The following is a 14,654-nucleotide window of genomic DNA, read 5'->3' as shown; positions in this document are numbered from 1 at the left end:
TCCCCTGTGGGAGATGTCGAGCTTTAGCGAGGCTTCGAAGGCGGTGGCACGGTTGACAGGTATGTTGGCTGACCCACTGCCATCGCGAGCCAGCCCCCTCCCACATTCAAGCCGAGCTTATTCAGCTCTCAATCAGCCTGCCAAGCCGACGAACATATCCTGCACGTCGTCATGGTTGTCCAGACCTTCGAGGAAGGCTTCGACTTCCGCCATCTGCGCGTCGGTCAAGCCGCTCACCGGGTTTTTCGAGATGTAGCCCAGCTTGGCCGACAGTACGGTGAAGCCCTGCTCCGGCAAGGCTTTTTGCACGGCGTCCAGGTCGGTGGTCTCGGTAATGAACAGGGTGGTGCCTTCTTCTTCACCCTCTTCGAAGTCCTGGGCGCCGGCTTCAATCGCGGCCATTTCCGGATCAGCGTCCGGGCTGTCCGGCGACGCTTCGATGAGGCCAACGTGGTTGAAGTCCCAGGCCACGGAGCCGGAAGCCCCCAGTTGGCCCTTGCGGAAGGCCACGCGGATTTCCGCCACGGTGCGGTTGATGTTGTCGGTGACGCACTCGACGATCAACGGCACCTGGTGCGGGGCGAACCCTTCGTAGGTCACGCGGTGGTACTGCACGGTTTCACCCAGCAGGCCGGCACCTTTCTTGATGGCGCGGTCCAGGGTTTCCTTGGGCATCGAAGCCTTTTTGGCCTGTTCCACCACCAGACGCAGGTGGGCGTTGGTCGCCGTGTCGGCGCCATTGCGCGCGGCGATGGTGATCTCTTTCACCAGCTTGCCGAAGATCTTGCCCTTGGCATTGGCTGCCGCTTCTTTATGTTTGACTTTCCACTGTGCGCCCATGACTCACTCTCTTCTCGTCCATCGCGCCGAAACGTCTACTGGCCGGCGCTTTGGGGGCAGAGTTTATAGGGCAAAAACGCTCTGATCCACCAAAAACCGGCCATACCCCTCAGGTTCGCAAGGGTTTGATCGTCGCATCCTGCTCCGGCACCAAGCCCCTCATCGGCGCCAGCTCGAAGAACGCCTGAATCAAACGCAACGACCGGCGCCGCTCCATGCACCCGAGCATATGCCGGTTCAGCAGCCCCTCGCCGCGGATCGGCACCGCCTGCACGCGCGGGTCCTGGCTGACCTCCATCGACGACACCACGCCAACCCCCAATTCAGCCGCGACGGCTTCGGTCACCGCCTCGCGGCTGTCCAGTTCCAGCAACACCCTGGGTTGCACATTGGTCGCCAGGCAGGCGTCGTCGAAGGTGCGTCGGGTGATGGAGCCGGGCTCGCGCAGCACCATGATCACCTCGTTCAATTGCTCCAGGCCAATGCCCTTGGGCAGCGTCGCCCACGGGTGGCTGGCCGGTACCAACGCGCAAATCCGCGACTCGCCCAAGGGGTGCAGGTGCAAGCCATTGCGCGGCTCCACCTCAGTCAGCACCGCTACATCCACGTGCTCGGCCAGCAACGCCGCCAGGGTTTCCTGGGCATTGCCCAAGCGCAGGTTGACGGTGATGCCGGGGTAACGCGCACGCAGGCTGGCAATCATCGGCATCACCAGGTGCGGGCCGTCCGCCGCCACTTCCAGGCGCCCGGAGAGCAATTGTCGATTGGCCTCCAGCAGGGTCTGCGCCTCGTCGACCAGGCCGAAGATCGCGCGCGTGATCGCCGCCAGGCGCGCGCCCTCCTCGGTCAACTCGACCCGCCGCGCCGTGCGACGCAACAGCGGGATCTGGTAGTGCTCCTCCAGGGCCTTGATATGCCCGGTAACCGCCGGCTGGCTGATGAACAGCCGCGCTGCCGCACGGGTAAAGCTGCCCTCGCGGGCCACGGCATCGAATGCGCGCAATTGGAACAGATTCATGGGGATTGACCTGGCTATCGGCCTGACTGATAGCTCGCATAACAACAAACAATTTGATTGATAACAAGCCAAACTGCAATTTAGGCGCCGTAGCTTCACCCCCAACCAGCTTGCAAGGACTTGAGATGAGCACTGCCGCGCCGATCCTGCTGACACCTGGCCCCTTGACCACCTCTGCCCGCACTCGCGAGGCAATGATGGTGGATTGGGGATCATGGGATGAGCGTTTCAACCAACTCACTGCCAGCACCTGCGCGCAACTGCTAGCGATCCTCAACGGTGCCGACAGCCACCATTGCATCCCCTTGCAAGGCAGCGGCACCTTCGCCGTCGAAGCCGCCATCGGCACCCTGGTGCCCCGCGACGGCAAGGTGCTGGTGCTGATCAACGGCGCCTATGGCAAACGCCTGGCGAAGATCTGTGAAGTACTCGGCCGTACGTTCAGCACCTTTGCGACCGCCGAGGACGAACCCACTACCGCCGCCGACGTCGACCGCCTGCTGCACACCGACTCGGCCATCACCCACGTCGCCTTGATCCACTGCGAAACCAGCACCGGCATTCTGAATCCGCTGCCGCAGATCGCCGAAGTGGTCAAACGCCACGGCAAGCGCCTGATCGTCGACGCCATGAGCTCGTTCGGCGCACTGCCGATCGATGCCCGCCAAGTGCCGTTCGAGGCGTTGATCGCCGCCTCGGGCAAATGCCTGGAGGGCGTGCCCGGCATGGGCTTTGTCTTCGCCGAAAAACAGGCGCTGGCCGCCGCCCAAGGCAACTGCCACTCCCTGGCGATGGACCTGTTCGAGCAGCACAGCTACATGGCCAAGACCGGCCAGTGGCGCTTCACCCCGCCCACCCACGTGGTCGCCGCCCTGCACGAAGCGCTGCTGCACTACCACGAAGAGGGCGGCCTGCCCGCGCGCCATCAGCGCTACGCCAACAACTGCCAGGCGTTGCTCGACGGCATGGCCGAACTGGGCCTGCGCAGCTTCCTGCCGGCAGCGATCCAGGCGCCGATCATCGTCACCTTCCACGCGCCAAAAGACCCGCGCTACCAGTTCAAGGTGTTCTACGAACGGGTCAAGGCCAAGGGTTTCATTCTGTATCCCGGCAAATTGACCGAGGTCGAGACCTTCCGTGTCGGCTGCATCGGCCACGTCGATATCGCCGAGATGCAGACGGCGGTGGCGGCGGTCGCCCAGGTGCTGCAAGAGATGGAAGTGTTGGACATTTGATTCTCCCCATGACCCACAGGATTCGACCCATGAACTATCAAACCCCCAACACCCTCCAGGCCGTCATCCTCGACTGGGCTGGCACCGTAGTCGACTTCGGTTCGTTCGCCCCCACGCAGATCTTTGTCGAAGCCTTCGCCGAGTTCGACGTACACGTCTCGATCGAAGAAGCCCGTGGCCCGATGGGCATGGGCAAGTGGGACCATATCCGCACCCTCTGCGACCAACCGGCGGTCGCCGAGCGCTACCGCAAGGTGTTCGGCCGCACGCCCAGCGATGACGACGTCACCGCCATCTACCAGCGCTTCATGCCCTTGCAGATCGAGAAAATCGCCACGCACTCGGCCCTGATCCCTGGCGCCCTCGACACCATCGCGGCGCTGCGTGCGCAGGGGATCAAGATCGGTTCCTGCTCGGGCTACCCCAAGCCAGTGATGGACAAGGTTGTCGCCCTGGCGGCCCGCAACGGCTATAGCGCCGACCACGTGGTTGCCACTGACGAAGTCCCCAATGGCCGTCCATGGCCGGCCCAGGCCCTGGCCAACGTGATCGCGCTGGGCATTGACGATGTGGCGGCCTGCGTCAAGGTCGACGACACCGTCCCGGGCATTCTCGAAGGCCGCCGCGCCGGGATGTGGACCGTGGCCCTGACCTGCTCCGGCAACGCCCTGGGCCTGACCTACGCGCAATTTCGCGCACTGGACAGCGCCACCCTGGCCAGCGAACGCACGCGCATCGAGACGCTGTTCCAAGCCTCGCGCCCGCACTACCTGATCGACACCATCAGCGACCTGCCGGCGGTGATCACGGACATCAACCAGCGCCTGGCGCGCGGTGAAATGCCGCAAGCGCACTGATCAAGGTCAACACAACGGCATTCGCGTCGGGCAAATCCGGCAAAACAGGCTTACAGTAAAAGGACTTCGTCGCCAAAGAACGGAGGTTTGCCCTGATGAGTGAGGAAGAAAGCGATGCCGTGGAAAAATTCCGATACACGCTACAGCACCATGTCGATTGCGTTGCACTGGTTGATGGTGGTGTTGCTGGCGGTGGTCTACGCCTGCATTGAGTTTCGCGGGATCTTTCCCAAAGGCAGTGGCGGGCGGGCGTTGATCGTCGAAATGCACTTCATGTTCGGCCTGACCGTGTTTGTGCTGGTGTGGCTGCGCCTGTTTGCACGCAGCCTGGGCGTTGCACCGAAGATCGTTCCGGCCCCCCCGCAATGGCAGTCCTCGCTGGCGACCCTGATGCATCTGGCGCTGTATGTGTTCATGATCGGCATGCCGATCGCCGGTTGGCTGATCGTCAGCGCCCAAGGGCATTCCGTGATGTTCTACGGGGTCGAGTTACCGCCGCTGATCGGTGAAAACAAGGACCTGGCCAAGCAGATCAAGGAATGGCACGAACTGGGCGGTTCGATCGGTTATTGGTTGATCGGGCTGCACGCGGTGGCCGGCCTTTACCACCATTACTTCATGCGCGATAACACGGTGTTGCGCATGATGCCCAAGCGCTAGGCGCCAATCCCACGACGGCCCTGCAAGCCGCCCGTATGGATGAAGATCAGGCGAGTGCCGCGACCGAAGCGTCCGGCCTCGACCTGTTGCTTCAACGCCAGCAACGCCTTGCCGGTGTACAGCGGCTCGAGCGGCACACCGCAGGCCTGTTCGGTGGCGTCGATAAAGTCGAGCAGGAGTGGGTCGACCTTGGCAAACCCACCCCGGCTGGCGTCCAGCAGTTCATATCCCTGCTGCACGATGGCCTGCACGTTTTGCGCGACACCGTGATCATCCGGCACCGCCATTGCGCCAAACACCGGATGCGCACCTGCCTCTGCCAGCACCAGGCCCGCCAGGGTGGTGCCAGTGCCCGCCGCCAGCCACCAGGCCGTGTAATCCGCCCACCCCAGGTTGCCCAACTGGGCGCGAGCCTGCTCGACCAACACGCCACACCCCGACGCCCCGCAGAGCGTGCCGCCGCCTTCGGGCACAGGATGTAAGTCCGGATACTGCTCACGCCATGGTGCCCAGAATCCAGGTTCGTGACGTGCGCGATAGCCGCCATACCCCAGCCAATGCAACTGCATGCCGAAGGCTTTCAGGTCGACCACGGTGGGGGTGTCTTGAGGATGGCCGCGCAACAGGCCGACGGTAGGGAAACCGAAGCGTTTGCCCGCCGCCGCCAGCGCGTGCAAATGGTTGGAGTGCGCTCCGCCCAGGCTGATGATTCCGTTCGCACCGGCCTGTTGCGCCTGGGCCAAGTGCCCGGTGAGCTTGAACCACTTGTTGCCGCTGATCAGCGGGTCGATGCGGTCCAGGCGCAGCACGGCCAGTTCAACCCCGATCAGCCAGTCCAGCGGCAAGGGTTCAAGCGGCGCACAGGGAAGCCAATCGAAGGGACCCATCGGGGGAACATCTGCATGAAAAAGGGGCGGTAGTCTAACACCGCCCCGCCTCGGTTCCTTACAGCTCGGCCGCCAGGCGCGAGCCCTGGTTGATGGCGCGCTTGGCGTCCAGCTCGGCCGCCACATCGGCACCGCCGATCAAGTGCACGTGCTGGCCCGCGGCGACCAGGCCGTCCTGCAATTCGCGCAACGGATCCTGGCCGGCACAGATGACGATATTGTCCACCGCCAACAGCTGCGGCTCGCCCTCGGCGCCGATGCGGATATGCAGGCCCTCATCGTCGATCTTCAAGTATTCGACGCTGTTGAGCATCTGCACCTGCTTGTTCTTCAACCCGGTGCGGTGAATCCAGCCGGTGGTCTTGCCCAGGCCGTCGCCGACCTTGGAAGCCTTGCGTTGCAGCAGGAACACATCGCGCGCCGGTGCATGACGCTCGGGCTTGATCCCGGCCACGCCGCCACGGGCTTGCAGTTGGGTGTCGATGCCCCACTCTTTCCAGAACGCATCACGGTCCAGGCTGGTGGAGACGCCCTGGTGCACGAGGAATTCCGACACATCAAAGCCGATGCCACCGGCACCGATCACCGCGACGCGCTTGCCCACCGGCTTACGCTCAAGGATCACGTCCAGGTAGCTCAGCACCTTGGCATTGTCGATACCCGGGATCGCCGGGGTACGCGGCGCAATGCCGGTGGCCAGGATGATCTCGTCATAGCCGCCCGCCACCAGTTGCGCGACATCCACACGGGTGTTGAGGCTCACCTCGACGTGGGTGGTCTGCAGCTTGCGCTTGAAGTAGCGCAGGGTTTCGAAGAACTCTTCCTTGCCCGGTATGCGCTTGGCGATATTGAACTGGCCGCCGATCTCGCTGGCGGAATCAAACAACGTGACTTGATGGCCGCGCTCAGCCGCCACGGTAGCCGCTGCCAGGCCTGCGGGGCCGGCGCCGACCACGGCGACTTTCTTGATCTGTTTCACCGGCAGGTAGTTCAGCTCGGTCTCGTAGCACGCCCGCGGGTTGACCAGGCAAGTGGTCAGCTTGCCGCCAAAGGTGTGGTCCAGGCAGGCCTGGTTGCAGCCGATACAGGTGTTGATTTCATCGGCGCGACCGGCAGCGGCCTTGTTGACGAACTCCGGGTCAGCGAGGAACGGTCGTGCCATCGAGACCATGTCGGCATCGCCTTCGGCAAGGATCTGCTCGGCAATCTCCGGGGTGTTGATGCGGTTGGTGGTGATCAGCGGAATCTGCACCGCGCCACGCAACTTGGCGGTGACTTTACTGAAGGCGCCACGGGGGACCTTGGTCGCGATGGTCGGGATACGCGCTTCGTGCCAGCCAATCCCGGTGTTGATGAGCGTGGCGCCGGCCTGCTCGATGGCCTTGGCCAACTGCACGATTTCTTCCCAGGTGCTGCCGCCTTCGACCAGGTCGAGCATCGACAGGCGGAAGATAATGATGAAGTTCGGGCCCACCGCTTCGCGCACCCGGCGCACGATCTCGACCGCCAGGCGCATGCGGTTTTCGTAGCTGCCGCCCCAACGGTCGGTACGGTGGTTGGTATGAGCGGCGAGGAACTGGTTAATGAAGTAGCCTTCGGAGCCCATGATTTCCACGCCGTCGTACGCGGCGGACTGAGCCAGCAGCGAGCAGGTGACGAAATCCTGGATCTGCTTTTCGATGCCCGCCTCGTCCAGCTCCTTGGGCTTGAACGGGTTGATCGGTGCCTGGATCGCACTCGGCGCGACCTGCTTGGGGCTGTAGGCATAACGGCCAGCGTGGAGGATCTGCATGCAGATCTTGCCGCCCGCGTCATGGACGGCCTGCGTGACGATCCTGTGCTTCTGCGCCTCCTGCTCGGTGGTCAGCTTGGCCGCGCCGGCATACACCCCGCCTTCGTCGTTCGGGCCAATGCCGCCGGTGACCATCAGGCCCACGCCGCCACGGGCGCGCTCGGCAAAATAGGCCGCCATGCGCTCGAAACCGCCCGGTTTCTCTTCCAGGCCGGTGTGCATCGAGCCCATCAGGGTACGGTTGCGCAAGGTGGTAAAACCCAGGTCCAACGGGGCCAGCAGGTGCGGGTACGCAGCAGCGGTCATGGTCAAGCTCCACAACGGATCATCACGGGGGTGTGGCAGGCTCGTAGGGCCCGTCATCGGTTTATGTCCCACAGACTAAGAGGCGAGGGATGACGGCTCAATGACTGAAACTGACAAGTTATTGATCCAAATGCACAGTGCCCCTTGGCAAGCCGGGGCATGGGCCCTACCCTAGGTGCGAACCCTGCACTTGGTCCGTTGTCTGTTCCCCCATGCGTAAACTTCTCGTTCTTACCGTCACCATGGCCCTGGTTGCCGCCATCGCCGCGTATCTGGTCTGGACCCAGGAGCGCCCCGTGGCGCATTACCTGTCCGACCTGCGCATTACCCTGGCCGTCAACGAAGGCCAGCCGGCCGACCGCGGCAATCTGCTGGGCATCCAGCCCGAGCTGTTCCCCGCCGACTACCAGAGCCTGGAACGCCTGCACCTGAAGCTGGCGGCCTACCTGCAAAAAGCCCGCGACCAGGGGCTGATCAATGAAAAGACCATCGTGGTGCTGCCGGAACACATCGGCACCTGGCTGATGCTCGGCGGCGAGAAAAACGAGCTGTACCAAGCGACCCATGTCAAAGATGCGATGAATTGGCTGTCGATCAGCAACCCGTTGCAGTTCCTGCGCGCCTGGATCAGTGCCACCGGCGATAACCGCATGGACGATGCCTACCTGCGCATGAAAGCCCCGGAGATGGCGCGCGATTACCAGGTACTGTTCGGCGGCCTGGCCAAGGAATTTGGCGTGACCCTGGTGGCCGGCTCCATCGCCCTGCCCAACCCCAGTGTCCGCCAAGGTCACTTGCAGGTCGGCCATGGTGCGCTGTACAACGCCAGCCTGGTGTTTGCCGCCGACGGTTTGCCCGTGGGCCAGCCGCAACGCCAGCTCTACCCGATCTACGATGAGCGCGGTTTTATCGAGCCGGGCGATGAAACCATCGTCAGCGTAGTCGACACCCCGGCTGGACGCCTGGGTATCCTGATCGGCAGTGACAGCTGGTACCCGGACAACTATCGCAAGCTCAACGAACAAGGCGCACAGCTGATCGCGGTGCCGGCGTTTGTCATCGGTCGCGACACCTGGGACCGCCCATGGCGTGGCTTCAAAAGTGTGTCCACCCCACCGGAAATCAGCCTCAAGCCCGAAGAGCTCAGCGAGGGCGAGGCCTGGCGCCGTCTCACCCTCATCAGCCAGCCCGCCATCAGCCAGGCCAGCGCCGGCATGAGCGTGTTCCTGCGTGGGCAGTTCTGGGACCTGGGCACTGCCGGGCACAGTTTCCTCAGCAGCAACGGGCAAATCATCGCCGACGGCGACGCTCGCGGCGCACGCTTGCTGAATATCTGGTTGTAATGCCGTGAAACCGGTGCGCCTGGGGGATCTGTCGGTAGGCTTCGTGCACACCCTGGCCGACGCAATCCACAGCCACGGCCTCGACCCGCAACCCCTGCTGCTGCAATACGGCCTTGACCCGGCACGCCTCGCCGAAGCGGGCGCGCGCTTGTCGATCCCGCGCTATATGCGCCTGGGCCATGCCGCCATCCAACTCACCGGCGACCCGGCCCTGGGCCTGCGCATGGGCCAACTCAGTCGCTTGAGCCAGGCCGGCCTGGCCGGGGTCACGGCCGCCCAAGCCCCCAACGTGCGTGAAGCGGCGCGCACCCTCACACGCTTCGAAGCGCTGTACGGTTCCAACTATCGCGGGCAATCGAGTTTTCATGAGGATGCCGAAGGCGCCTGGCTGCGCTTCTATTCCATCAGCCCCTACAACGCCTACAACCGCTTTGTGGTGGACTCGATCATCGCCGGGTGGCTGCACCAACTGTCGAGCCTGGCCCAGCAACCGGTGCAGGCACAGCGCATCGAGATTGAATTCGACGCCCCCGAGTACAGCGACCAGTACAGCATGCTGGGTGACGGCCTGGTCCACTTCGGCGCCGACATCAATCAACTGCGCCTCAGCCAGCAAACCCTGGCCCTGCGCAACCCACAGCACTGTCCAAGCACGTGGCAACTCTTGCTGCAATTGTGTGAAAGGGAATTGGAGCAGCTGACTCGCACCCGCAGCCTGCGCGAGCGCATTACCCGGTTGCTCGGGCCGATGCTCAATGGTGGCCGGGAACCCGACCTGGAAGAAGTGGCGGCACGCTTGAAGCTGCCCACCTGGACGCTACGCCGCAAACTGGCCGAAGAAGGCACTCAGTTTCGCGCAATCCTCAACGACACCCGCCGCGACCTGGCCATGACGTATATTCGCGATACGGAACTGGCGTTCGGCGAGATCGCCTATTTGCTCGGTTTTGCCTCGGCCCAAGCCTTTCAACGGGCGTTCAGGCGGTGGAACAACCAGACCCCAGGGGAATTTCGCCGCAGTCAGCGGCACTCCGCCTGAAGTCGGTCTTACAGCTCGGTGGCATCATCGGCCGGATCCAGAGGGTCCAGTTCAAAGGCCTGGTACTCCAGCAGTTCTTCCTGGTAATCGTCCATGGTGGGCTCCTTGTTTTGAATTAAAAACGGCTGCAGACAAATGACCTGCACAGCCAGCCTAAAGTGCCGTGATGACGAAAATATGTCGACGTCATGACGTTCCTGCACTCCAAGATTAAACGTAGCAGCGTTATACGGATTTAGCACAGGAGGCTTTAAGTACAATTGCAATCATTGCAATTGCAATAACATACCGATTTCCACTAAGGTAAGGGCATTCGTCGCCAGGTGCCCTCCCTATGACCACCGCTACCGCCCGCGCCGCGCAGCTCTGTCTCGACGCCTTGAGTTGTGCGACAACGGCCTGCCGCTCACCGCTATACACCGTGATGAGCATCGCCAACACCCTGGAATCCAGCCGACAGGCCTGGGTGATCCGCGGCCAGTCCCACTCCCGGCGCGTAGATGGATGGCCCAGCTGGTTCGCACGCAATACCGGGGAAAAACCGCTGCTGTACCTGCACAGCGCCGTGTCGTCTGCGCAGTTATGCGCCTTGACGGAGGAGACGACGCAGCGCGGCATCTTGTGCAACGACATCGAAAACCACGCCTCCCCCTGGCCCAAGGGCACGCAACCATCCCTGCCGATATGGCTGGCGACCCATCCGCGCTGCACGCCCTACGACCCGGCTTCGGGCGAGGAAGCCCAGGCGATTGTGCTGGCAGGGTTGCGCACGCTGTATGTCGAAGGCCAACCGGGCTTCTATTACCTGGCGCTGCATGACCACGCAAGCGCAGTGCCCTTGAGCGCACAGGACCGTGAGGATGCGCTCAAGGGCATGTACCCGATCCAGGGCGGTCCCTCATGGGATGTGAGATTGCTCGGCGCAGGCCGGGCGCTGGAAGAAGTCGTCCAGGCGGCGCGATTGTTGGAAGAGGATTGGAAGATCACGGCCCAACTGTGGAGCTGTCCCAGCTATACGCGGTTGGCCCGTGAAGCGGCGACCACTGAACGCTGGAATCGCCTGCATCCGACGGCCCCCAAACGCAGCTGCCATTTACGCGATTGCCTGGCCGGAAATGCGGCGCCGGTCATTGCCGTCACCGGTTATCCGCAGGCAATTGTCGATCAGTTGGCGGCGTATGTGGATGCGCGGTTCGTGGCGCTGGGAGCCGGTTCGGTGCAGGCGACCGCGCCCAGTCGCTACTGGATTGCGGTATTGGCATTGAACGCCTTGGCGGAAGAAGGGCTTATTGATGCCCGGCAGGTGGACCTGGCGATAAACCGGTATGCACTGAAATGAACAGGCATGCACGCCATTGTGGGAGGGGACTTGCGCCCTCCCACATGGGATCGGCATCAAGCTTCCGACTTGCGTCGGCCACGGGTTTGAACACCTGCCGCCATCGCCATCCCGGCAGTACGCTCCAACGCCTCGGCAAACGCCTGGCGCTGCTCCGGTTCGATCTGCGACAGGAACAACTCGTCCACCGTGCTTTCGTAGATCTTCCACATTTTTTTACGCAATGCCCGGCCGGCATCGGTGATCGACGCAAATGCCGCGCGACCATCGCCGTCGGAGCGTGAACGCACTACCAGGCCGTCCTTTTCCAGGCGGTCTACCAGGCGGGTGAGGTTATAGCGCTCAATGGCCAGCACATCGGCCAACTCGTGCATGCGGCGGGTGCCTTCGGGGCCGCTTTCCAGGCCCCACAGTGCGTCGTACCAGGCGTAAGGCGGCAAGTCGGCGGCCGCCAGGCGGCGCTCGATTTCACGGATAACCGTCCTGTGGGCCCTGACAAAACGGAACCATACATCGGGCTCTTTCGACGACATGCAACACCATCCGGTGGATTTCAAGAAGGTTGCAATAGTAGCTCATCCCGCGCTAGATTCGCCCATGTAGTTGCAATTGCAATCATATTGCAACACTCCCACAAGGAGCCCACCACTTGAAATCCGCCTACCCTGGAGCCTCACATGACCCCGAATAACACAGTCAGACGCGACGCCGATCCACAGGAAACCCGCGAGTGGCTGGAGTCCATCGAGTCGGTGCTGTCCACCGAAGGCCGCCCGCGCGCCCACTACCTGATCGACCAGTTGCTGGATTTCGACGTGGCGCGGCATGGTGACTTCTACGGGCGGGTGACCACGCCCTACATCAACACGATCCCGGTAGACCGCCAGCTGCCCTACCCCGGCAACCTGGCCATCGAACGCCGCACCAATGCGTTTATCCGCTGGAATGCCATGGCCATGGTGCTGCGCGCCGGCAAACATTCCGGTGTCGGTGGGCATATCGCCACCTATGCGTCGGCCGCCGTGCTGTATGACGTCGGCTTCGACCACTTTTTCCGTGGGCGCACCGACACGTTCGATGGCGACCTGGTGTACATCCAGGGTCACTCCTCCCCAGGCATCTACGCGCGTGCCTACCTCGAAGGCCGCATCAGCGAAGCGCAGTTGGACAACTTCCGGCGCGAGGCCGGTGGCCAGGGCTTATCGTCCTACCCTCACCCACGATTGATGCCGGACTTCTGGCAATTCCCCACCGTGTCCATGGGGCTCGGGCCGATCACCGCCGCCTACCAGGCGCGCTTTATGCGCTACCTGGAGTTGCGCGCGCTCAAGCAGCACCAGGGCCGCAAGGTCTGGGCGTTCCTCGGTGATGGCGAAATGGACCAGCCGGAATCAATGGCCGCCATTTCCCTGGCCGGGCGCGAAAAGCTCGACAACCTGATCTTCGTGGTCAACTGCAACCTGCAACGCCTGGACGGCCCGGTACGCGGCAATGCCAAGGTGATCCAGGAATTCGAAAGCCTCTACCGCGCGGCGGGCTGGAATGTGATCAAGGTGATCTGGGGCAGTGGCTGGGACGCGCTGCTGGAAAAAGACCAGAGCGGGCTGCTGCGCCAACGCATGATGGAGTGCGTGGACGGCGATTATCAGAACTACAAATCCCAGGATGGCGCCTATGTGCGCGAACATTTCTTCGGCAAATACCCAGAGTTGCTGGCACTGGTTGCAGACCTGTCCGACGAGGATATCTGGAAACTCTCACGAGGCGGTCATGACCCCGACAAGGTCTATAACGCCTATGCAGCCGCTGTGCGTCATACCGGCCAGCCCACGGTGATCCTGGCGAAAACCGTCAAGGGTTTTGGCATGGGCGAAGCTGGCGAAGGCCAGAACATTAACCACCAACTGAAAAAAATGGGCGCCGATGCCGTCAAAGCCTTCCGCGACCGCTTCGGCCTGGAAGTGCCTGATGAGCAGTTGGCCGAAATCCCTTATCTCAAGCCAGCCGCCGAGAGCGAAGAGGCTCGCTACTTCGCCGCACGGCGCCTAGCGTTGGGCGGCTATGTGCCAGCGCGCCACACCGCCGTCGAGTCACTGCAGATTCCGGAGCTGAGCGCCTTCGCCACCCAGCTCAAAGACACCGGCGAGCGCGCCATCTCCACCACCATGGCCTTTGTGCGCATCCTCGGCACGCTGCTCAAGGATCCGCACCTAGGCAAGCGGGTCGTACCCATCGTGCCGGACGAATCACGCACCTTCGGTATGGAAAGCCTCTTCCGTCAGATAGGTATCCACTCCGCCGTCGGCCAGCTCTACACCCCACAGGACGCTGGGCAACTGAGCTACTACAAGGAGAGTAAGGACGGACAGATCATGCAGGAAGGCCTGAATGAATCTGGCGCCATTTCCTCCTGGATCGCGGCGAGTACGTCCTACAGCAACCACGCCCTGATGACCGTACCCTTCTACATTTTCTACTCGATGTTCGGCTTCCAGCGCGTCGGCGACCTGGCCTGGGCGGCTGGCGACGCACGGGCGCGCGGTTTCCTGCTGGGCGCCACGGCCGGGCGCACCACCCTGATGGGCGAAGGCTTGCAGCATGACGATGGGCATAGCCATATCCTGGCGTCAGTGATTCCCTGCTGTGTGTCGTATGACCCGACCTTTGCCTACGAGCTGGCGGTGATCATTCGCGAGGGCATGCGGCGCATGTATGTCGAGCAGGAGGATATTTACTACTACATCACCCTGCTCAACGAGAACTACCCACACCCGGCAATGCCCGAAGCCGTGGAAGAAGGCATTCTCAAGGGTTTGTATCCCCTGAGTACTCATCAGCAAGCACAGGTGCAATTGATGGGCAGTGGTTCGATCCTGCGGGAAGTGATCGCTGCTGCTGCATTGCTCGACAAGGATTTCGCCGTACACAGCACCGTATGGAGTGCGCCCAGCCTGACCGAGTTGCGCCGTGATGGGCATGAAGCGGAACGCTGGAACCTGCTGCACCCGGAACGTGAACCGCGCTTGAGTTACGTCGAACAATGCCTGGCCGGACAGATGGGCCCGGTGGTGGTGGCCACTGACTACATGAAGCTCTTCGCCGACCAGATCCGCCCCTTCGTGGCAAACCGGCGCTTTGTTGCGCTGGGCACGGACGGCTTCGGGCAGTCGGATACACGGGAAACCTTGCGCGAGTTCTTCGAGGTGGACCGGCATTTCATCGTGCTGGCGGCACTGAAGGCGCTGGCCGACGACGGGTTGATCGGACGCGACAAAGTCAGTGAGGCGATCAGGCGCTACGGAATCAATGTCGACAAGACCAATCCCGTAGCGGTCTGA

12 protein-coding genes are annotated in these 14,654 nt (G+C 62.6%); 7 read left to right on the top strand and 5 right to left on the bottom strand.

The features are described from left to right. Positions 1 to 132: 132 nt before the first annotated feature. Together ACODSV_RS29265 and ACODSV_RS29260 are read right to left on the bottom strand one after the other, a co-directional pair. Complete coding sequence (locus ACODSV_RS29265) at positions 133 to 840, bottom strand: YebC/PmpR family DNA-binding transcriptional regulator (protein ID WP_069076539.1); 708 nt, start codon at positions 838 to 840, stop codon at positions 133 to 135. Between the two features lie 109 nt (positions 841 to 949). After that, the gene (locus tag ACODSV_RS29260; RefSeq protein ID WP_150055305.1) at positions 950 to 1,858 is read right to left on the bottom strand and encodes a LysR substrate-binding domain-containing protein; all 909 of its coding nucleotides are present in this window, start codon (positions 1,856 to 1,858) and stop codon (positions 950 to 952) included. 125 nt (positions 1,859 to 1,983) lie between these two features. Between ACODSV_RS29260 and ACODSV_RS29255 the strand changes: the two genes are divergently transcribed. The 3 genes from ACODSV_RS29255 to ACODSV_RS29245 all read left to right on the top strand — a co-directional run bounded on the left by ACODSV_RS29255 (position 1,984) and on the right by ACODSV_RS29245 (position 4,610). Next, positions 1,984 to 3,093: a 2-aminoethylphosphonate--pyruvate transaminase gene (locus ACODSV_RS29255; protein ID WP_150095167.1), complete on the top strand. Its 1,110-nt coding sequence runs from the start codon at positions 1,984 to 1,986 to the stop codon at positions 3,091 to 3,093. A gap of 29 nt (positions 3,094 to 3,122) precedes the next feature. Then, positions 3,123 to 3,950, top strand: a complete 828-nt coding sequence (gene phnX / locus ACODSV_RS29250) for a phosphonoacetaldehyde hydrolase (protein ID WP_150055307.1) — start codon at positions 3,123 to 3,125, stop codon at positions 3,948 to 3,950. A 114-nt stretch (positions 3,951 to 4,064) separates the two neighbouring features. Then, complete coding sequence (locus ACODSV_RS29245; RefSeq protein ID WP_102624843.1) at positions 4,065 to 4,610, top strand: cytochrome b; 546 nt, start codon at positions 4,065 to 4,067, stop codon at positions 4,608 to 4,610. On the opposite strand, the gene ACODSV_RS29240 is transcribed toward ACODSV_RS29245, so the two are convergent. Together ACODSV_RS29240 and ACODSV_RS29235 are read right to left on the bottom strand one after the other, a co-directional pair. Further along, positions 4,607 to 5,497, bottom strand: coding sequence for a 1-aminocyclopropane-1-carboxylate deaminase/D-cysteine desulfhydrase (locus ACODSV_RS29240; protein WP_150055308.1), 891 nt, complete (start codon positions 5,495 to 5,497; stop codon positions 4,607 to 4,609). The genes ACODSV_RS29245 and ACODSV_RS29240 overlap by 4 nt on opposite strands. A gap of 58 nt (positions 5,498 to 5,555) precedes the next feature. After that, entirely contained in the window at positions 5,556 to 7,595 is a 2,040-nt protein-coding gene (locus ACODSV_RS29235) for an oxidoreductase (protein ID WP_489047040.1), read from the bottom strand. Between the two features lie 212 nt (positions 7,596 to 7,807). On the opposite strand from ACODSV_RS29235, the gene ACODSV_RS29230 reads away from it, so the two are divergent. The 3 genes from ACODSV_RS29230 (at position 7,808) to ACODSV_RS29220 (ending at position 11,316) form a co-directional block, all read left to right on the top strand. Continuing rightward, positions 7,808 to 8,938, top strand: a complete 1,131-nt coding sequence (locus tag ACODSV_RS29230) for a carbon-nitrogen hydrolase family protein (RefSeq protein WP_024076262.1) — start codon at positions 7,808 to 7,810, stop codon at positions 8,936 to 8,938. Between the two features lie 4 nt (positions 8,939 to 8,942). Then, positions 8,943 to 9,977, top strand: coding sequence for an AraC family transcriptional regulator (locus tag ACODSV_RS29225; protein WP_150055310.1), 1,035 nt, complete (start codon positions 8,943 to 8,945; stop codon positions 9,975 to 9,977). Positions 9,978 to 10,311: 334 nt separating this feature from the next. Continuing rightward, the gene (locus tag ACODSV_RS29220; RefSeq protein ID WP_150055311.1) at positions 10,312 to 11,316 is read left to right on the top strand and encodes a transketolase-like TK C-terminal-containing protein; all 1,005 of its coding nucleotides are present in this window, start codon (positions 10,312 to 10,314) and stop codon (positions 11,314 to 11,316) included. Between the two features lie 56 nt (positions 11,317 to 11,372). Here the strand turns inward: ACODSV_RS29220 and ACODSV_RS29215 are convergent, their stop codons facing one another. Then, positions 11,373 to 11,849: a MarR family winged helix-turn-helix transcriptional regulator gene (locus ACODSV_RS29215; protein WP_024076265.1), complete on the bottom strand. Its 477-nt coding sequence runs from the start codon at positions 11,847 to 11,849 to the stop codon at positions 11,373 to 11,375. A gap of 144 nt (positions 11,850 to 11,993) precedes the next feature. On the opposite strand from ACODSV_RS29215, the gene aceE reads away from it, so the two are divergent. Beyond that, the gene (aceE, locus tag ACODSV_RS29210) at positions 11,994 to 14,654 is read left to right on the top strand and encodes a pyruvate dehydrogenase (acetyl-transferring), homodimeric type (RefSeq protein ID WP_069076549.1); all 2,661 of its coding nucleotides are present in this window, start codon (positions 11,994 to 11,996) and stop codon (positions 14,652 to 14,654) included.

The organism is Pseudomonas sp. FG86 (assembly GCF_057808775.1).
This window is presented reverse-complemented; position numbering and strand designations above follow the sequence as displayed.